Source organism: Kitasatospora sp. NPDC042419 (assembly GCF_056437345.1).
On the sequence record NZ_JBWKAW010000011.1, the window covers coordinates 128287 to 146489 of the forward strand.

General features: G+C 71.3%; 17 protein-coding genes. 14 read left to right on the plus strand and 3 right to left on the minus strand.

The genetic code is table 11. The features are described from left to right. The first annotated feature begins 33 nt into the window (after positions 1-33). The 11 genes from nuoH to AC067J_RS21915 all read left to right on the plus strand — a co-directional run bounded on the left by nuoH (position 34) and on the right by AC067J_RS21915 (position 13755). Positions 34-1380 (plus strand): NADH-quinone oxidoreductase subunit NuoH, encoded by a 1347-nt coding sequence (gene nuoH, locus AC067J_RS21865; protein WP_478301808.1) that lies wholly within the window; start codon positions 34-36, stop codon positions 1378-1380. A 6-nt stretch (positions 1381-1386) separates the two neighbouring features. Next, entirely contained in the window at positions 1387-1998 is a 612-nt protein-coding gene (nuoI, locus tag AC067J_RS21870; protein ID WP_478301608.1) for an NADH-quinone oxidoreductase subunit NuoI, read from the plus strand. Continuing rightward, positions 1995-2933 (plus strand): NADH-quinone oxidoreductase subunit J, encoded by a 939-nt coding sequence (locus tag AC067J_RS21875; protein ID WP_478301610.1) that lies wholly within the window; start codon positions 1995-1997, stop codon positions 2931-2933. The genes nuoI and AC067J_RS21875 overlap by 4 nt, the downstream gene beginning before the upstream one ends. After that, positions 2930-3229: an NADH-quinone oxidoreductase subunit NuoK gene (nuoK, locus tag AC067J_RS21880; protein WP_209412994.1), complete on the plus strand. Its 300-nt coding sequence runs from the start codon at positions 2930-2932 to the stop codon at positions 3227-3229. The genes AC067J_RS21875 and nuoK overlap by 4 nt, the downstream gene beginning before the upstream one ends. 14 nt (positions 3230-3243) lie before the next feature. Further along, on the plus strand, positions 3244-5139 hold the full coding sequence (gene nuoL / locus AC067J_RS21885; protein ID WP_478301612.1) for an NADH-quinone oxidoreductase subunit L: 1896 nt from the start codon (positions 3244-3246) through the stop codon (positions 5137-5139). A gap of 37 nt (positions 5140-5176) precedes the next feature. Beyond that, on the plus strand, positions 5177-6826 hold the full coding sequence (locus AC067J_RS21890; RefSeq protein WP_478301614.1) for an NADH-quinone oxidoreductase subunit M: 1650 nt from the start codon (positions 5177-5179) through the stop codon (positions 6824-6826). After that, positions 6823-8460 (plus strand): NADH-quinone oxidoreductase subunit NuoN, encoded by a 1638-nt coding sequence (gene nuoN, locus AC067J_RS21895; RefSeq protein ID WP_478301616.1) that lies wholly within the window; start codon positions 6823-6825, stop codon positions 8458-8460. Before AC067J_RS21890 ends, nuoN begins: the two co-directional genes overlap by 4 nt. 221 nt (positions 8461-8681) lie before the next feature. Further along, a complete protein-coding gene (locus AC067J_RS21900) occupies positions 8682-9695 on the plus strand; it encodes a polyprenyl synthetase family protein (RefSeq protein ID WP_478301618.1) in 1014 nt (337 codons plus the stop codon). Between the two features lie 124 nt (positions 9696-9819). Further along, positions 9820-10482: a response regulator transcription factor gene (locus AC067J_RS21905; RefSeq protein ID WP_478301619.1), complete on the plus strand. Its 663-nt coding sequence runs from the start codon at positions 9820-9822 to the stop codon at positions 10480-10482. A 244-nt stretch (positions 10483-10726) separates the two neighbouring features. Further along, entirely contained in the window at positions 10727-12706 is a 1980-nt protein-coding gene (locus AC067J_RS21910; protein ID WP_478301621.1) for a 2-oxoacid:acceptor oxidoreductase subunit alpha, read from the plus strand. Next, complete coding sequence (locus AC067J_RS21915) at positions 12703-13755, plus strand: 2-oxoacid:ferredoxin oxidoreductase subunit beta (protein ID WP_478301623.1); 1053 nt, start codon at positions 12703-12705, stop codon at positions 13753-13755. The genes AC067J_RS21910 and AC067J_RS21915 overlap by 4 nt, the downstream gene beginning before the upstream one ends. An 81-nt stretch (positions 13756-13836) precedes the next feature. Here the strand turns inward: AC067J_RS21915 and AC067J_RS21920 are convergent, their stop codons facing one another. Both AC067J_RS21920 and AC067J_RS21925 read right to left on the minus strand, forming a co-directional pair. Continuing rightward, entirely contained in the window at positions 13837-14220 is a 384-nt protein-coding gene (locus AC067J_RS21920) for a VOC family protein (protein WP_478301625.1), read from the minus strand. 163 nt (positions 14221-14383) lie between these two features. Beyond that, a complete protein-coding gene (locus AC067J_RS21925; RefSeq protein ID WP_478301627.1) occupies positions 14384-14596 on the minus strand; it encodes a DUF6011 domain-containing protein in 213 nt (70 codons plus the stop codon). Between the two features lie 50 nt (positions 14597-14646). Between AC067J_RS21925 and AC067J_RS21930 the strand changes: the two genes are divergently transcribed. Beyond that, positions 14647-15423 carry a TetR/AcrR family transcriptional regulator gene (locus tag AC067J_RS21930; RefSeq protein ID WP_478301629.1) on the plus strand — a complete coding sequence of 259 codons (777 nt, stop codon included), beginning with the start codon at positions 14647-14649 and terminating at the stop codon, positions 15421-15423. A gap of 63 nt (positions 15424-15486) precedes the next feature. Here the strand turns inward: AC067J_RS21930 and AC067J_RS21935 are convergent, their stop codons facing one another. Further along, the gene (locus AC067J_RS21935) at positions 15487-15822 is read right to left on the minus strand and encodes a winged helix-turn-helix transcriptional regulator (protein WP_478301810.1); all 336 of its coding nucleotides are present in this window, start codon (positions 15820-15822) and stop codon (positions 15487-15489) included. A 196-nt stretch (positions 15823-16018) separates the two neighbouring features. Between AC067J_RS21935 and AC067J_RS21940 the strand changes: the two genes are divergently transcribed. Both AC067J_RS21940 and rarD read left to right on the plus strand, forming a co-directional pair. Beyond that, a complete protein-coding gene (locus AC067J_RS21940; protein WP_478301812.1) occupies positions 16019-16870 on the plus strand; it encodes an SDR family oxidoreductase in 852 nt (283 codons plus the stop codon). Between the two features lie 289 nt (positions 16871-17159). Further along, positions 17160-18164, plus strand: a complete 1005-nt coding sequence (gene rarD / locus AC067J_RS21945; RefSeq protein ID WP_478301631.1) for an EamA family transporter RarD — start codon at positions 17160-17162, stop codon at positions 18162-18164. Positions 18165-18203: the final 39 nt, after the last annotated feature.

The window sequence follows — 18203 nt, forward strand, 5'->3', positions numbered from 1 at the left end:
GCCGCGTCCCTGCTCGCATCCCACGACGCCACCGTGTCCGCGGCGGCGGCCCAGGACGTCGCCGCGTACGGGACGCTCGGCTTCTTCGGCCGCGACCCCTGGTGGCTGGTGCTGCTCAAGGCCGTCTTCTGCTTCGCCTTCCTGGTCGGCACGGTGCTCGTCGCGATCGTCTGGGAGCGCAAGGTGGTGGCCTGGATGCAGCTGCGCATCGGGCCCAACCGGCACGGCCCGTGGGGCCTGCTGCAGTCGCTCGCCGACGGCGTGAAGCTGGCGCTCAAGGAAGACCTGGTGGTCAAGGGTGCCGACAAGGCGGTCTACATCCTGGCCCCGATCGTCTGCGCGATCCCCGCCTTCATGGCCTTCGCGGTGATCCCGTTCGGCCCGGCCGGCGACGAGGTGTCGATCTTCGGCACCCGGACGCCGCTCCAGCTGACCGACTTCCCGGTGGCGCTGCTCTACATCCTGGCCACCGCCTCGGTCGGCATCTACGGCATCGTGCTGGCGGGCTGGTCCTCGGGTTCGACCTACCCGCTGCTCGGCGGGATCCGCTCGTCGGCCCAGATGATCAGCTACGAGATCGCGATGGGCCTGTCCTTCGCGGCGGTGTTCATCTACTCGGGCTCGATGTCCACCTCGGAGATCGTCTCCTCGCAGCAGCCGACCTGGTTCGCGGTGCTGCTGCCGGTGTCGTTCATCGTCTACATCATCGCGATGGTCGGGGAGACCAACCGGGCGCCGTTCGACCTCCCGGAGGCCGAGGGCGAGCTGGTCGGCGGTTTCAACACCGAGTACTCCTCGCTGAAGTTCGCGATGTTCATGCTGGCCGAGTACGTCAACATGGTCACCGTCTCGGCCGTCGCCTCCACCCTGTTCCTCGGCGGCTGGCGGGCCCCCTGGCCGGTCTCCACCTTCTGGGAGGGGGCCAACCACGGCTGGTGGCCGATGCTCTGGATCATCCTCAAGATCCAGCTGCTGCTCTTCTTCTTCATCTGGCTGCGCGGCACCCTTCCCCGGCTCCGCTACGACCAGTTCATGAAGCTCGGCTGGAAGGTGCTGATCCCGGTCTCGCTGGTCTGGCTGGTGATGGTGGCCAGCGTCCGGGCGCTGCGCAACGAGGGCTACGAGTTCGGCCAGGTGGTGCTGTACGTCGGTGCCCCGGTCGGGGTGCTCCTGCTGCTCGGCCTGGTCCGGGACGTCGTGAAGCGCAAGCCCGAGTCCGAAGCGGCCGCACCGGTACCCGAGTTCGACCCGATGGCGGGCGGGTACCCAGTGCCGCCGCTGCCCGGCCAGCAGCTCCCGCCGGTCCCGCGCCGGCGCAGCCGCGCCCCGAAGCAACTCCAGGACGCCCTCAACGGGGCCGACCATTCCGAAGGGAGCTGAACCGAGATGTCGTCCGACCAGAACGCCCGGGCCGACCGGCCCGAGCCGACCGAGAAGCCGTCCGTCCTCGGGCCGGCCGCCGGCTTCGGCGTGACCTTCAAGGCCATGTTCAAGAAGCGGCTCACCGAGCAGTACCCGGAGCAGAAGAAGCCCACCGCTCCGCGCTTCCACGGCCGCCACCAGCTGAACCGGCACCCGGACGGCCTGGAGAAGTGCGTCGGCTGCGAGCTCTGCGCCTGGGCCTGCCCGGCCGACGCGATCTACGTCGAGGGTGCCGACAACCGGGAGGACGAGCGTTACTCGCCCGGTGAGCGGTACGGCGCGGTGTACCAGATCAACTACGCCCGCTGCATCCTCTGCGGCCTCTGCATCGAGGCCTGTCCGACCCGCGCGCTCACCATGACCAACGAGTACGAGCTGGCGGACTCCTCCCGCGCCGACCTCATCTTCACCAAGGAGCAGCTGCTGGTCGGCCTCTCCGAGGGCATGGTCGACAGCCCGCACTCGATCTTCCCGGGCGCCGACGAGGGCGCGTACTACCGGGGCGAGATCACCGCGGCGGCGCCCGGCACGGTCCAGCAGGAGCGCACCGACCGGGAGAGGGAGGCGCTGTCGTGACCGCCGCCCCCGCCACCCTGGCCGCCGTCACGGGCGCGACCTCCACCGGTGAGGCCGTCCAGTTCTGGGTCCTCGCGGTGATCGCCGTCGGCGGCGCGCTCGGCATGCTGCTGATGAAGAAGGCGGTGCACAGCGCGCTCTGCCTGGCCGCCACCATGCTCGCCCTGGCGGTCTGTTACATGGCCCAGGGCGCGGTGTTCCTGGGTGTGGTGCAGATCGTCGTCTACACCGGCGCGATCATGATGCTGTTCCTCTTCGTGGTGATGCTGGTCGGCGTGACCAGCGCGGACTCGCTGAAGGAGCAGCTGAAGGGCCAGCGGTTCGCCGCCGTGTTCTGCGGCCTCGGCTTCGGCGTGCTGCTGCTCGCCGGGATCGCCAACGCCAAGCTGGACACCTTCACCGGTCTCGGCGAGGCCAACGCCGAGGGCAACGTCCAGGGCCTGGCCCGGCTGATCTTCACCAAGTACGTCTGGGCCTTCGAGGTCACCGGCGCACTGCTGATCACCGCCGCGATCGGCGCCATGGTGCTGACCCACCGTGAGCACGTGAAGCCCCCGAAGACCCAGCGCGAGCTGGCGGACCAGCGCGTGCGGGACAACATCCAGCTCCCGCCGAAGCCCGCGCCCGGCGTCTACGCCCGGCACAACGCGGTGGACATCCCGGCCCTGCTGCCGGACGGCACCATCGCCGAGGACTCGGTGATGGCGACCCTCCGCGAGCGCGGCCAGATCCGCGACGTCAGCCACGAGATGCTGGCCCGGATGGCCGAGCTGGAGTCCACCACCGCCGACTGGCTGGGCCGCCCGCCGTCCGAGCGCCCGCCGGTGACCGGCCCGCGCAAGGAGCTGGAGCACCCGGAGGGCCGGCGCAAGACCCTCGAACCGGTGCCGAACAACCACCAGGCACCCGACCACGACGAGGAGGGGGCGGAGTGAATCCGGTCAACTACCTCTATCTCTCCGCCCTGTTGTTCACCATCGGCGCCTCCGGTGTGCTCATCCGGCGGAACGCGATCGTCCTGTTCATGTGCGTCGAGCTGATGCTCAACGCCTCCAACCTGGCGCTGGTCACGTTCTCCAGGCTGCACGGCAACCTGGACGGCCAGATCATCGCGTTCTTCACCATGGTGGTCGCGGCGGCCGAGGTCGTGGTCGGCCTCGCCATCATCGTCTCCATCTTCCGGACCAGGCACTCCGCTTCGGTCGACGACAGCAACCTCATGAAGCTGTAGGCGGAGGGCCTTCGGTGAACTCACTCATTCCGCTGCTGGTCGCGGCCCCGCTGGCCGGCGCCGCCCTGCTGCTGCTCGGCGGCCGGGTGTTCGACCGGTTCGGCCACTGGCTGGCCACCGCGCTCGCCGCGCTCTCCTTCGGCTTCGGTGTCGTCCTCTTCTCGGACATGCTGGGCCGGGAGGCCGAGGACCGCACACTCACGGAGAACCTGTTCAGCTGGATCCCGGTGAACGGCTTCCAGGCCGACATCGCGTTCCAGCTCGACCAGCTCTCGATGACCTTCGTCCTGCTGATCACCGGCGTCGGCACCCTGATCCACCTCTACTCGGTGGGCTACATGGCGCACGACGAGCGCCGGCGCCGCTTCTTCGCCTACCTGAACCTCTTCCTGTCGGCGATGCTGCTGCTGGTGACCGCCGACAACTACCTCCTGCTGTACTTCGGCTGGGAGGGCGTCGGCCTGGCCTCGTACCTGCTGATCGGCTTCTGGCAGCACAAGCCGAGCGCCGCCACGGCCGCGAAGAAGGCGTTCATCGTCAACCGCGTCGGTGACATGGGCCTCTCGATCGCGATCATGCTGATGTTCGTCGAGTTCGGCTCCTTCACCTTCGAGCCGGTCTTCGGCGCCGCGGACCAGGCGAGCGAGGGCAAGCTGACCGCGATCGGCCTGATGCTGCTGCTCGCGGCCTGCGGCAAGTCCGCCCAGGTGCCGCTGCAGTCGTGGCTCGGGGACGCCATGGAGGGTCCGACCCCGGTCTCGGCGCTGATCCACGCGGCCACCATGGTGACCGCCGGCGTCTACCTGATCACCCGTTCCGGGGCGATCTTCAACCTGGCGCCGGACGCCCAGACCGCCGTGGTGGTGGTCGGGACGGTCACCCTGCTGTTCGGTGCGATCGTCGGTTGCGCCAAGGACGACATCAAGAAGGCGCTGGCCGGCTCGACCATGTCGCAGATCGGCTACATGATCCTCGCGGCCGGCCTCGGCCCGATCGGCTACGCCTTCGCGATCATGCACCTGGTGACCCACGGCTTCTTCAAGGCCGGGCTCTTCCTCGGCGCCGGGTCGGTCATGCACGGCATGAACGACGAGGTGAACATGCGTCACTACGGCGGTCTGCGGAAGTTCATGCCGGTCACCTTCGTGACGTTCGGCCTCGGCTACCTGGCGATCATCGGGTTCCCCGGCCTCTCCGGGTTCTTCTCCAAGGACAAGATCATCGAAGCGGCCTTCGCCAAGGGCGGCACCGAGGGCTGGATCCTCGGCTTCTGCACCCTCCTCGGCGCCGCCGTCACCGCGTTCTACATGACCCGGGTGATGATCCTGACCTTCTTCGGGGAGCGCCGCTGGCAGCCGGACGCCGAGGGCAACGACCCGCACCCGCACGAGTCGCCGAAGACCATGACCACGCCGATGATCGTGCTGGCCTTCGGCTCGGTCTTCGCCGGCGCGATCTTCGCCTACAACAGCTCCTTCGTCACCTGGCTGGAGCCGGTCACCGGCCACGCCCACGGCGACTCGCCGCTCGGCGAACTCACCGTCAGCGCGCTCGCCACCGCCTGCATGGTGATCGGCGTCGCCGTCGCGTACCTGATGTACGGCCGCTCCGCCGTCCCGGTGCTGCCGCCGTACGGGTCCCCGCTCACCCGGGCCGCCCGCCGGGACCTCCTCCAGGACGACTTCAACCACGCGGTCCTGGTCCGCCCCGGCTCCGCGCTCGCCGCGGCGCTGGTCTACTTCGACAGCCGCGGCCTGGACGGCTTCGTCAACGGCCTCGCCGCCACCATCGGCGGCATCTCCAGCAGGCTGCGCCGGATCCAGAACGGCTACGTCCGGTCGTACGCGCTCTCCATGTTCGGCGGCACGCTGGTGCTGGTCGCCACGACTCTCCTGATGAGGTCCGTCTGATGGATTGGGATTACACGCACCGTCGGGAGGTCCGGCCATGAGCGCCCTGCTCACCGCCACGTGTGCCGTCCCGGCGGCCGGCGCGGTGCTGACCGCCGCCCTGCCCGCCGGGTCCACCGACGCCAGGCGACGGACCACCAAGACCGTCGCGCTGGCCGTCTCCGCCGTCACCCTGGTGCTCGCCGCCGTGGTGACCGCGCGGTTCGACCCGGACGGCGCGCGCTACCAGCTGACCGAGTCGTACAGCTGGATCCGCTCCTTCGGCATCACCTTCTCGCTCGGCGTGGACGGCATCGGCGCGGTCCTGGCCCTGCTCACCGCCGTCCTGGTGCCCATCGTGATGCTCGCCTCCTGGCACGACGCCGACCCGGCGCCCGCGGCCCCGGACGGCACCTTCGAGAACAGGCGGCGCACCCAGGGCTTCTTCGCCCTGATCCTGGCGGTGGAGGCGATGGTCGTCGTCTCCTTCTACGCGACCGACGTCTTCCTGTTCTACGTCTTCTTCGAAGCCATGCTGATCCCGATGTACTTCCTGATCGGCGGCTTCGGCGACCGGGCCGGCGGCCCCGAGTCCGCCCGCCAGCGCTCCTACGCGGCGGTCAAGTTCCTGCTGTACAACCTGCTCGGCGGCCTGGTCATGCTGGCCGCGGTGATCGGGCTGTACGTGATCGCGCAGGGGCAGGGCTTCGGCACCTTCGACCTGCGGACGCTGACCGGCGCGATCGCCGACGGCCGACTGGAGTTCAGCGGCACCGCCGAGAAGGCGCTGTTCCTGGGCTTCTTCTTCGCCTTCGCGGTGAAGGCCCCGCTCTGGCCGCTGCACACCTGGCTGCCGAACGCGATGGGCGAGGCCACCGCCGGGACGGCCGTCCTGATCACCGCCGTGGTGGACAAGGTCGGCACCTTCGCGATGCTCCGCTTCTGCCTCGGGCTCTTCCCGGACGCCTCGAAGACCTTCGCCCCGGCGATCATGGTCCTCTCGGTGATCGGGATCATCTACGGCGCACTGCTGGCGATCGGCCAGAAGGACATCAAGCGGCTGGTCGCCTACGCCTCGATCTCGCACTTCGGCTTCATCATCATGGGCATCTTCGCGCTGACCAGCCAGGGCCAGAGCGGCGCCACCCTCTACATGGTGAACCACGGGATCTCCACCGCCGCGTGGATGCTGGTGGCCGGCTTCCTGATCTCCCGCCGCGGCTCGCGACTGATCGCCGACTACGGCGGCGTCCAGAAGGTCGCCCCGGTGCTCGCCGGGACCTTCCTGATCGGCGGCCTGGCCACCCTCTCGCTGCCGGGGCTCGCGCCCTTCGTCAGCGAGTTCCTCGTCCTGGTGGGCACCTTCACCCGGTACCCGGCGGTCGGCATCGTCGCCACCTTCGGCATCGTGCTCGCCGCGCTGTACGCCCTGCTGCTCTACCAGCGCACCATGACCGGCCCGGTCAAGGACGGGGTGCGCGGCATGCACGACCTCAAGGTGCGTGAACTCGCCGTCGTCACACCGCTGGTGGCACTGACCATCCTGCTCGGTGTCTACCCGAAGCCGCTCACCGACATCGTCAACCCGGCGGTGGACGCGACCCTCTCGCAGGTCCACGAGACCGACCCGGCGCCGGTGCACCCGGTCGCCGCCGACAACGGAACCTCGGGCGACGGGTCCGCCCGCTCAGGAGGTGAGCACAAGTGAGCACCACCGGATGGCTCGCCGCCGCGGGCGGCAACACCCAGAGCATCCCCGCGCCGCACGTCGAGTACGGCCAGCTCTCGCCGATGCTCGTGGTGTTCGGCGCCGCGGTGGCCGGCATCCTGCTGGAGGCCTTCCTGCCCCGCCGGTACCGGCACTGGGCCCAGGTCGTCCTCGCCCTGGTCGGCCTGGCCGGCGCGTTCACCGCCGTGGTGGTGCTCGCCTCGCAGGGCTACGGCTCCACCAAGTTCGACCTGCTCGCGATGGGCGCGGTGGCGCTGGACGGCCCGGCGCTCTTCCTGCAGGGCGTGATCCTGCTGGTCGCGGTGGTCGCGGTGCTGACCTACGCCGAACGCGGGCTGGAGCCCAAGGCCGGGGGAGAACCGGCCGACGCCTTCACCGCCCAGGCCGCCGCCACCCCCGGCGGCGAACAGGAGCGCTCCGCGGTCCGGGCCGGCTTCACCACCAGCGAGGTCTTCCCGCTCACCATGTTCGCGGTCGGCGGGATGCTGCTCTTCCCCGCCGCCAACGACCTGCTGACCATGTTCGTCGCGCTGGAGGTCTTCTCCCTCCCGCTCTACCTGCTCTGCGCGCTGGCCCGCCGCCGCCGGCTGCTCTCCCAGGAGGCGGCGGTCAAGTACTTCCTGCTCGGCGCCTTCGCCTCGGCGTTCTTCCTGTTCGGCACCGCGCTGCTGTACGGGTTCGCGGGCAGCGTGCGGCTCGGCGAGATCTCGGACGTCATCTCCGGCAAGGCACTGGCCACCCCGGCCCTGCTCTCCACCACCCAGAACGACGCCCTGCTGCTGGTCGGCCTGGCGCTGCTGGCGGTCGGCCTGCTCTTCAAGGTCGGCGCGGTGCCGTTCCACTCCTGGACCCCGGACGTCTACCAGGGCGCGCCGACCCCGGTCACCGGCTTCATGGCGGCCGCGACCAAGGTGGCCGCGTTCGGCGCGGTGCTGCGGCTGTTCTACGTCGCCTTCCCCGCGCTGCGGCTGGACTGGCGGCCGGTGATGTGGGGCGTCGCGATCCTCACCATGGTGGTCGGCGCGGTCCTGGCCGTCACCCAGCAGGACGTCAAGCGGCTGCTCGCCTACTCCTCGATCGCACACGCCGGGTTCATCCTCACCGGCGTGATCGCCACCAACAAGCAGGGCCTGAGCTCGGTGCTCTTCTACCTGCTGGCGTACTCCTTCGTGACGCTCGGTGCCTTCGCCGTGGTCACCCTGGTGCGCGACTCCAAGGGCGAGGCGACCCACCTGTCCAGCTGGGCCGGCCTGGGCCGGCGCTCCCCGCTGGTCGCGGCGGTCTTCGCACTGTTCCTGCTGGCCTTCGCGGGCATCCCGCTGACCTCCGGCTTCACCGGCAAGTTCGCGGTCTTCCAGGCCGCGGCGGCCGGCGGGGCGACCCCGCTGGTGATCGTCGGTGTGCTCAGCTCGGCGGTGGCGGCGTTCTTCTACATCAGGGTCATCGTCCTGATGTTCTTCTCGGACCCGCAGCCGGGCGGTCCGACCGTCGCCATCCCGAGCGCCTTCACGGCGGCCGCGATCGGCATCGGGGTGCTCGCCACGCTCGTCCTCGGACTGCTTCCGCAGTACTTCCTGGACCTGGCGTCGAAGGCCTCGATCTTCGTCGGTTGAGCACCCGCCGAACGCTCACCGGCCGTCCGGGCCGCGCCCCTTGCGCGCGGCCCGGACGCGCCGTGTCGGAATCCCCGCTGGCCAGCGCGGACGCCCGGACCATGACAGACCCGCACGCCCGTGCAGTGATCCACTCGCGACCGGATACCCTGCCTGTATGGCCAGCGGCGGCACTCAGGGACCAGGCCGCTAGATCGACCAGGGACAGAGGAGTGGTCTTCGTGACCGTCGTGGGACCCTTTGGGCTCAGCGTGCAGGACCGCGATCTGACCCGCGACGTCCAGGCCGGGATGGACGCGGTGGAGGTCGCGCTCGCCGAGGCCGTGAAGAGCGACGTCCCGTTCATCACCGTCACCGCCAGTCACCTCATGGCGGCCGGCGGCAAGCGGTTCCGCCCGCTGCTGGTGCTGCTCGCCGCCCAGTTCGGCGACGCCAACGCCCCCGGCGTGGTGCCGGCCGCCGTCGTCGTCGAGCTCACCCACCTCGCCACGCTCTACCACGACGACGTCATGGACGAGGCCCCGGTGCGCCGCGGCGCCCCCAGCGCCAACTCGCGTTGGGACAACTCGGTCGCCATCCTCACCGGCGACTTCCTCTTCTCCCGCGCCTCGCAGGTGCTCGCCGACCTCGGCCCGGAGGCCGTCCGGGTCCAGGCCGACGCCTTCGAGCGGCTGGTCACCGGCCAGATCCTGGAGACGGTCGGCCCGGCCGCGGACGACGACCCGCTCCGCCACTACCTCGACGTCCTGGCCGGCAAGACCGGCTCGCTGATCGCGGTCTCCTGCCGGATAGGAGCACTGCTGGCCGGTGCCGAGCCCTGGGTGATCGACACCCTCAGCGCCTACGGCGAGCGGATCGGCATCGCCTTCCAGCTGGCCGACGACGTCCTGGACATCGCCAGCGACGGCCACGAGTCCGGCAAGACCCCCGGCACCGACCTGCGCGAGGGCGTGCCGACACTGCCGACCCTGCTGCTGCGCCAGATGCCCGCGGACCCCGCGGACCCGTCCGACACGCGGCTGCGCGAACTGCTGAGCCGGGACCTCAGCGGCGACGACGAGCTGCACGCCGAGACGCTGCGGCTGCTGCGCCGCCACCCGGCGCTGGAGCGCGCACGCCGGGAGACGCTGCGGCACGCGGAGGAGGCCCGCGCGCTGCTGGAGCCGCTCCCGGACGGCCCGGCCAAGGAGGCCCTCCGGGCACTCTGCGACTCGGTGGCCATCCGCACCATGTGAGGCCGGCGCGGACCGCTCCGGCGGGCGGCGCGAATTCCGGCCCGGCCGCCCCCGGGGGCGCGCGGATGGGGGAGACTGACACCCGTCAGCTCCGCCCGCAGCTCCGCCCATCCGGAAGGCCGCCATGCTTCGCGTCGTCATCGCCGAGGACTCCGTACTGCTGCGGGAGGGTCTGACCCGGCTGCTCACCGACCGCGGTCTGGAGGTCGTGGCCGGGGTCGGTGACGGCGACGCCCTGATCAAGACCGTCCACGAGCTGGCGGCCGCCGACGCGCTGCCGGACGTGGTGGTCTCGGACGTCCGGATGCCGCCGAACCACACCGACGAGGGCCTGCGCGCCTGCGTCACGCTCCGCGAGCTCTACCCGGCGCTGGGCGTGCTGGTGCTGTCGCAGTTCGTCGAGGAGCGCTACGCCTCCGAACTGCTGGCCGGATCCACCCGTGGCGTCGGCTACCTGCTGAAGGACCGGGTGGCCGAGGTCCGCGAGTTCGTCGACGCGGTGGTCCGGGTGGCCGAGGGGGGCACCGCGCTGGACCCCGAGGTGGTGCAGCAGCTGCTCAGCCGCAGCCGCAAGGGTGACGTGCTGGCCGGGCTGACCCCGCGGGAGCGCGAGGTGCTGGGGCTGATGGCCGAGGGGCGGACCAACACCGCGGTGGCGAAGCAGCTGGTCGTCTCGGAGGGCGCGGTGGAGAAGCACGTCAGCAACATCTTCCTCAAGCTCGGCCTGGCGCAGAGCCCGGGTGACCACCGGCGGGTTCTCGCGGTGCTCACTTATCTGAATTCCTGAATGCACCGCCCCCCGGCAGGAGGGGCATTCCCGAACATGTGGTTGGCATTCGAACGAACCTCCCCAGCTCGGGTATGGGCCGGGCCGCCCGGCGTGTTGTACCGGGATGCGGCGGTGATTTTCCGCCGCATCGGGTAGTTCCGTCCCAGGCAATCCTTACCCGCATAGGATGCGAGAGGTGCACCAGGCGGACGGGGCACACGGCTCACGCCCGCGGCTGGTGCCCACGAGGAGGTCCGCGGCAGTGACCAGTCAGGTCGATCAGTCAGAAGCAGTGGACGGCTCGGACGGCGACGAGGGCCGGTCCGGGCCCGGCGGTGGCCGCTCCGGCCCTGCCGTGCCGGTCGGTCCACAGCCCAGGGGCGCCAAGCCGATCCGCAAGTTGGACCGGGTGATCATCAGATTCGCCGGAGACTCCGGCGACGGCATGCAGCTCACCGGCGACCGTTTCACCTCCGAGACGGCGTCCTTCGGCAACGACCTCTCCACCCTGCCCAACTTCCCGGCCGAGATCCGGGCTCCCGCCGGAACCCTGCCGGGCGTGTCGTCCTTCCAGCTCCACTTCGCCGACCACGACATCCTGACCCCCGGGGACGCGCCGAACGTCCTGGTGGCGATGAACCCGGCCGCGCTCAAGGCCAACCTCGCGGACCTGCCGCGCGGTGCGGAGATCATCGTCAACACCGACGAGTTCACCAAGCGCGCGCTGGCCAAGGTCGGTTACGGGGCGGACCCGCTGGACGACGGCTCGCTGGAGGCCTACCACCTGCACAAGGTGCCGCTGACCACGCTCACCCTGGAGGCCCTCAAGGACAGCGGACTGGCCCGCAAGGACGCCGAGCGGGCGAAGAACATGTTCGCGCTGGGCCTGCTCTCCTGGATGTACCACCGGCCGACCCGCGGCACCGAGTCCTTCCTCCGCAGCAAGTTCGCCAAGAAGCCGCAGATCGCCGAGGCCAACATCAGTGCCTTCAGGGCCGGTTGGAACTTCGGTGAGACGACCGAGTCGTTCGCGGTCTCCTACGAGGTGTCGCCGGCCAAGCTCCCGCCCGGCCGCTACCGCAACATCTCCGGCAACCTGGCCCTCTCCTACGGCCTGATCGCCGCCTCCCAGCGCTCGGGGCTGCCGCTCTACCTGGGCTCGTACCCGATCACCCCGGCCTCGGACATCCTGCACGAGCTCAGCAGGCACAAGAACTACGGGGTGCGCACCTTCCAGGCCGAGGACGAGATCGCCGGCATCGGCGCGGCGCTCGGCGCGGCCTTCGGCGGCGCGCTCGGCGTGACGACCACCTCCGGCCCGGGTGTGGCGCTGAAGAGCGAGACCATCGGCCTGGCCGTCTCGCTCGAACTCCCCCTGCTGGTGGTCGACATCCAGCGCGGCGGCCCGTCCACCGGTCTGCCGACCAAGACCGAGCAGGCCGACCTGCTGCAGGCGATGTTCGGCCGCAACGGCGAGGCCCCGGTGCCGATCGTCGCCCCGGCGACCCCGGCCGAGTGCTTCGACGCGGCGCTGGAGGCGGCCCGGATCGCGGTCACCTACCGCACCCCGGTCTTCCTGCTCTCGGACGGCTACCTGGCCAACGGGTCCGAGCCCTGGCGGATCCCCGAGGTCGACGAACTGCCCGGGATCAGCCCGGACTTCGCCACCGGACCGAACCGCGAGGACGGCGCCTTCTGGCCGTACCTGCGCGATCCGCAGACCCTGGCCCGACCGTGGGCCGTCCCCGGCACGCCCGGCCTGGAGCACCGGATCGGCGGCATCGAGAAGCAGGACGGCACCGGCAACATCTCCTACGACCCGGCCAACCACGACTTCATGGTCCGTATCCGCCAGGCCAAGGTGGACGGCATCACGGTGCCCGAGGTCGAGGTCGACGACCCGTCCGGGGAGGCCCGGGTGCTGGTCATCGGCTGGGGCTCGACCTACGGCCCGATCACGGCGGCGGTCCGCCGGGTCCGTGCGGACGGCGGTGAGATCGCCCAGACGCACCTGCGCAACCTCAACCCCTTCCCCGCCAACCTCGGCACGGTGCTGCGGAGTTACGACAAGATCATCGTCCCGGAGATGAACCTGGGCCAGCTGGCGCTGCTGCTGCGCGCCAAGTACCTGGTGGACGCCCAGTCCTACAACCAGGTGCGCGGACTTCCCTTCAAGGCGGCGCAGTTGGCGGACGTGCTGTGGGCGGCGATCGGCAACCTGGACGAGGAGGACAACCGATGAGCGACAAGTTCCCCTCCTTGAAGCTGGTCCCCAAGACCGAAGCGCCGCAGAGCGCCAAGGACTTCAAGACCGACCAGGAGGTGCGCTGGTGCCCGGGCTGCGGTGACTACGCGATCCTGGCGGCGGTGCAGGCGTTCATGCCGGAGCTGGGGATCAGACGGGAGAACACCGTCTTCGTCTCCGGTATCGGCTGCTCGTCGCGCTTCCCCTACTACATGAACACCTACGGGGTGCACTCGATCCACGGCCGCGCGCCGGCGATCGCCACCGGGCTGGCCTCCTCCCGGCGGGACCTCAGCGTCTGGGTGGTGACCGGCGACGGCGACGCGCTGTCGATCGGCGGCAACCATCTGATCCATGCGCTTCGCCGGAATGTGAATCTGAAGATCCTGCTGTTCAACAACCGTATCTACGGCCTGACCAAGGGGCAGTACTCGCCGACCAGCGAACTCGGCAAGATCACCAAGTCCACGCCGATGGGTTCGCTGGACGCGCCGTTCAACCCGCTCTCGCTGGCGATCGGCGCGGAGGCGAGCTTCGTCGCCCGGACCATCGACTCCGACCGCCAGCACCTCCAGTCGGTGCTCCGGGCGGCGGCCGAGCACGAGGGCACGGCGCTGGTCGAGATCTACCAGAACTGCAACATCTTCAACGACGGAGCCTTCGAGGTGCTCAAGGAGGCCGGCACCCGGGACGAGGCGCTGATCAGGCTGGAGCACGGGCAGCCGATCCGCTTCGGCGCGGACCGCGCCCGGGGCGTCTTCCGCGGCGCCGACGGCGAGCTGTTCGTCGACGCCGTCACCGATTCGAACGAGTCCGCCGTCCTGGTCCACGACGCCCACGCCGCCGGCCCGGCCACGGCGTTCGCGCTCTCCCGGATCGCCGACGCGGACACCCTGCACCACACCCCGATCGGCGTGCTGCGGAGCGTCCGACGTCCCGTGTACGACGAGCTGATGACCAGCCAGCTGGACACCGCCGCCGCCCACCGCGGGCCGGGCGACCTCGCCGCCCTGCTCGCCGGCAGCGACACCTGGACGGTCGACTGAGGACGGCCCCGGCACGACGGAACGGCGCCCCCGGCCATCACGGCCGGGGGCGCCGTCGTCATCGCGCCGGGATCCGGCCCGTCACGACTGCTCCGCCCACTCCACGAGCTGGATCACCACCCCGTTCGGGTCGGTGACCTGGAACAGCTTCTCGCCCCACGGCTCCTCGCGCAGGGGCATGGTGATCTCCGCGCCCTCGGCCCGGAGTCGCGCCTCCTCGGCGGCCACGTCGGCGACCACGAAGGCCAGGATCAGTCCGGCGGCGACCTGGTCGCGGAAGCCCTCCGGCAGCACCTCGATCCCGCGCCGCAGGAAGACCACGTTCATCCCGGCGTCCTCCCGTCCGAGCGAGACGAACCCGTCCGACGCCATCTGCTGGGCGAACCCGAAGTGCTTGCCGAGGAACGACGCCGAAGCGTCCACGTCCTCGACGGTGAGCGAAACGGCGGAGGAGGTGATCTGCATGCTGTTGAGTCCTCTCGTCGGCGATTACCCCGTACGCAGTACACTATACATAGTACGGAGAATCGCGCAAGGGGTGGCCCCGAGCGGTCGCGAGGTCGGTGCGGGGGCGCCCCCGGCAGCGCCCGGCCGGGGGCGGCCGTCGGGGCAGTCCGGCCCCGGGGCGTCAGGGCGCGGGCTGGTCGATCCCCGGCAGCGGGTCCTGGTCGACGTCGTGGCGGCGGACGCGCTCCGCCGGGTCGCGGCACTCGGGGCCGAGGCGGAGGATGCGGGACTCGGGATCGTGCAGGGGGCGGTGGCAGCGCCGGCAGGTGACCCGGGGGCGGACGGGGCCGGGGGTCGCGGTGAGCGGGAGGGGTTCGGGGGCGGCGTCGGTCATGGGGCGACGGTAGTCCCACGGCGGGGCGGCGGGCGTGAAAGGATCGGCGTATGGCGAGTGACCGCAGCAGCGCAGGAGACCCGGCGCGCACCCTCGCGCTGCTCTGGGGGGCGACGGCGGAGGAGAGGCCCGGTCGGCGCGGGCCGCGGCAGGCGAAGTCGCCGGCGGAGATCGCGGCCGCCGCGATCGCGATCGCGGACGCCGAGGGCGTGGACGCCGTGACCATGCGGCGGGTGGCCCAGGAGCTCGGGGTCTCGCCGATGGCGCTGTACACCTACGTGCCGGGCAAGGCGGAGCTGCTCGACCTGATGCTGGACACCGTCTACGCGGGCATGCCCCGCAGTGCCCCGTCCGGCGAGGACTGGCGGGCGCGGGTGACCGCCGTCGCCGAGGACAACCGCGCGCTCTACCGGGCCCACCCGTGGATGTCGGCGGTCGCCACCAGTCGCCCGCCGCTCGGGCCGGGGCTGATGGCCAAGTACGAGTACGAGCTGAGCGCCCTGGAGGGAACGGGCCTGCCGGACGTCGAGCTGGACGCCGCCCTCACGCACCTGCTGGGCTTCGTCGAGACCTGTGCCCGGATGGCCGCCGACGAGCGGGCCGCGCGGCAGGACAGCGCGATGACCGACGGGCAGTGGTGGGCCGCCAACGCCGAGCTGCTGGCCCGGGTCTTCGACGGTGAGCGCCACCCGGTGGCGGCCCGGGTGGGCAGTGCCGCCGGCGAGGCGCACGGCGGCGCGTACAGCCCGGACCACGCGTACGCCTTCGGGCTGGCACGGGTGCTGGACGGGCTGGCGGTACTGATCGGCGAGCGCCGCGAGGGCTGAGTCGGTCGACCGCGGAGGGCCGGTCGATCGCCGGGCGCGGCCGGGGAGGACGCCCGGCCCGCCTCAGCGGCCGCGTGCGTCGTACTCGTCGCGGGCGGCCAGGACGGCGCCGACCCGCGCCTCCGACCAGTGCGCCAGGGTCGCGACCAGCCGGGCGGCCTCCCTGCCGAGCGGGGTGAGGCTGTAGTCGACCCGGGGCGGGATGACCGGGTGCGCCTCTCGCAGCACGAAGCCGTCGCGCTCCAGGGTCTGCAGGGTCTGCGCGAGCATCTTCTCGCTCACCCCGGAGATCCGGCGGCGCAGCTCGCTGAAGCGGTAGCCGCGTTCGTCGAGCGCTCCCAGCACCAGGACGCCCCAGCGGCTGGTGACGTGCTCCAGCACGCCCCGGGACGGGCACATGCGGTCGAAGACGTCGGGCAGGGGCAGGGCGCAGGGCGGCGCGGCGGGTGGTTCGGCTGCGGCCGGGGAGCCGGCGGGGTTCATTACCTGCATGTCAGTACCATACTTTGAAGTGCGTACTTTCGAAAGGTTAGTGCTGCTCCTAGAGTGAGTGTCGAAGAGGGAAGTTCAACGGACAACCACCACAGGGAGCAACATCATGTACGTCGTCACCGGAGCCACCGGACAGCTCGGCCGCCTGGTCGTCGAGGGCCTGTTGGCCAAGGTGCCCGCGAGCGAGGTGGCGGTGGCCGTCCGTTCCGCGGAGAAGGCCGCCGACCTCGCCGAGCGCGGCGTGACCGTCCGCGTGGTCGACTACGGCCGGCCGGAGAGCCTGGAGGGCGCCTTCGGGGCCGGCGACCGGGTGCTGCTGATCTCGGGCAGCGAGATCGGCAGCCGGATCCCGCAGCACACCGCCGTGGTCGAGGTGGCGCGCGCCGCCGGTGTCGCGCTGTTCGCCTACACCAGTGCGCCGGGCGTGGCCACCTTCAAGCTGGCCGACGAGCACAAGGCCACCGAGGCGGTCATCCGCGAGTCCGGGCTGCCCTACGCCCTCCTCCGCAACGGCTGGTACACCGAGAACTACCTCGGCGACGCGGCCGGCACGGTCGAGCGCGGCGTGGTGGTCGGCAGCGCCGGCGAGGGGCGGATCGCCTCGGCGCCGCGCCGGGACTACGCCGACGCGGCGGTGGCGGTCCTCACCGGCGAGGGGCACGAGAACGCGGTGTACGAGCTCAGCGGCGACGTCGCCTGGAGCCTCCCGGAGCTGGCCGCCGAGCTGGCGCAGGCCTCGGGCAAGCCGGTCGCGCACCGTGACGTGGCCCCGGCCGAGCACCTCGCGGTGCTGGTCGGCGCCGGTCTGCCGGAGGGCTTCGCGGGGATCCTGGTCGACGTGGACGCCGGCATCGCGCGCGGCGAGCTGGCCGGCACCCCGGGCGACCTGGCCCGGCTGATCGGCCGTCCGACCGCCCCGCTGGCGGAGAGCGTGAAGGCGGCCCTCGGCGCCTGAGGCGCCGAACCCCCGCCCAACCCGCGCTCGACCCGCGCTCGACTCGCACCCGACCGCGTTCGCCAGTGCTCGCCAGTGCCCGCCGTCGCGCTCGCGCCCGCCCCGCGCCCGGCTCTGCCGCCATCTCCGCTTCGGAGGCATCCGGCCGGGGCGCCCACCGGCGGAGTTCCGCCACGGTGGTCGAGCCGCAACGCCTGTCATGACCAAAATCCGGATACGGAGATGACAGCCTGCCCCGGCGCCCGCTACCGTCGCCTCGACACAGGTGCGCGCGGAGGGCAGGCGGTCCATGCCAGAGACAACCCAGCAGGAGGCCGGCCGAGGGCTCTGGTTCGGCGTCGCGGCGTACGGCATATGGGGGCTCTTCCCGCTGTTCTGGCCGCTGCTGGAGCCCGGCGCCGCCGACGACATCCTGGCCAACCGGATGGTCTGGTCACTGGTCGCGGTGGCGCTGCTGCTGCTCGTCCAGCGGCACTGGGGCTGGATACGCCCGCTGCTGCGCCAACCCCGCCGGCTCGCCATGCTGGGCGGGGCCGCCGTGGTGATCTCGGTCAACTGGGGCGTCTACATCTGGGCCGTCAACGCCGGCCACGTGGTGGAGACCAGCCTCGGCTACTTCATCAACCCGCTGGTCACCATCGCCTTCGGCGTCCTGGTGCTCAAGGAGCGGTTGCGCCGGGCGCAGTGGGTGGCGGTGGGGATCGGTGCGCTCGCGGTGGCGGTGCTGACCATCGGCTACGGGCGGCTGCCGTGGATCGCGCTGACCCTGGCGCTCTCCTTCGCCACCTACGGCCTGCTGAAGAAGACGGTCGGGCTGAGCGGGCTGGAGAGCCTGGCGGCCGAGAGCGCCTTCATGTTCCCCTTCGCGCTCGGCTACCTGGTCTACCTGCAGGCCACCGGCCGCGGCACCCTGGGCCACACGGTGGCCGGCTCGTACGGCTGGGGCCACTCGGGGCTGCTGGTGCTCAGCGGGGTGATCACCGCGATCCCGCTGCTCTGCTTCGGCGCGGCGGCGGTCCGGGTGCCGCTGACCATGCTCGGGCTGCTGCAGTACCTGGCACCGGTGTTCCAGTTCCTGATCGGCGTCGCCGTCTTCCACGAGTCGATGCCGCCCGCCCGCTGGGCGGGCTTCGCCCTGGTGTGGGCCGCGCTCGCGGTGCTCACCTGGGACGCGCTGCGGCGGGTCCGGGCGGACCGGGCCGCCGACCGTGCCCGGACGGCGGCGACCCCTGTCGACGCCGTGCCCCCCGGCACGGCGCCGACCACCGAACCCGCCCGGGCCGCCACCCGCTGACCGCACCGCGGCGGCCCCGTCCGGGCCGCCGCCTCGTCG

Coding starts and splice junctions, on each gene's coding strand:
- nuoI (WP_478301608.1), top strand. CDS start 1,387: ATGTCGTCCGACCAGAACGCCCGGGCCGACCGGCCCGAGCCGACCGAG.
- AC067J_RS21890 (WP_478301614.1), top strand. CDS start 5,177: ATGAGCGCCCTGCTCACCGCCACGTGTGCCGTCCCGGCGGCCGGCGCG.
- AC067J_RS21905 (WP_478301619.1), top strand. CDS start 9,820: ATGCTTCGCGTCGTCATCGCCGAGGACTCCGTACTGCTGCGGGAGGGT.
- AC067J_RS21915 (WP_478301623.1), top strand. CDS start 12,703: ATGAGCGACAAGTTCCCCTCCTTGAAGCTGGTCCCCAAGACCGAAGCG.
- AC067J_RS21920 (WP_478301625.1), bottom strand. CDS start 14,220: ATGCAGATCACCTCCTCCGCCGTTTCGCTCACCGTCGAGGACGTGGAC.
- AC067J_RS21925 (WP_478301627.1), bottom strand. CDS start 14,596: ATGACCGACGCCGCCCCCGAACCCCTCCCGCTCACCGCGACCCCCGGC.
- AC067J_RS21930 (WP_478301629.1), top strand. CDS start 14,647: ATGGCGAGTGACCGCAGCAGCGCAGGAGACCCGGCGCGCACCCTCGCG.
- AC067J_RS21935 (WP_478301810.1), bottom strand. CDS start 15,822: ATGTGCCCGTCCCGGGGCGTGCTGGAGCACGTCACCAGCCGCTGGGGC.
- rarD (WP_478301631.1), top strand. CDS start 17,160: ATGCCAGAGACAACCCAGCAGGAGGCCGGCCGAGGGCTCTGGTTCGGC.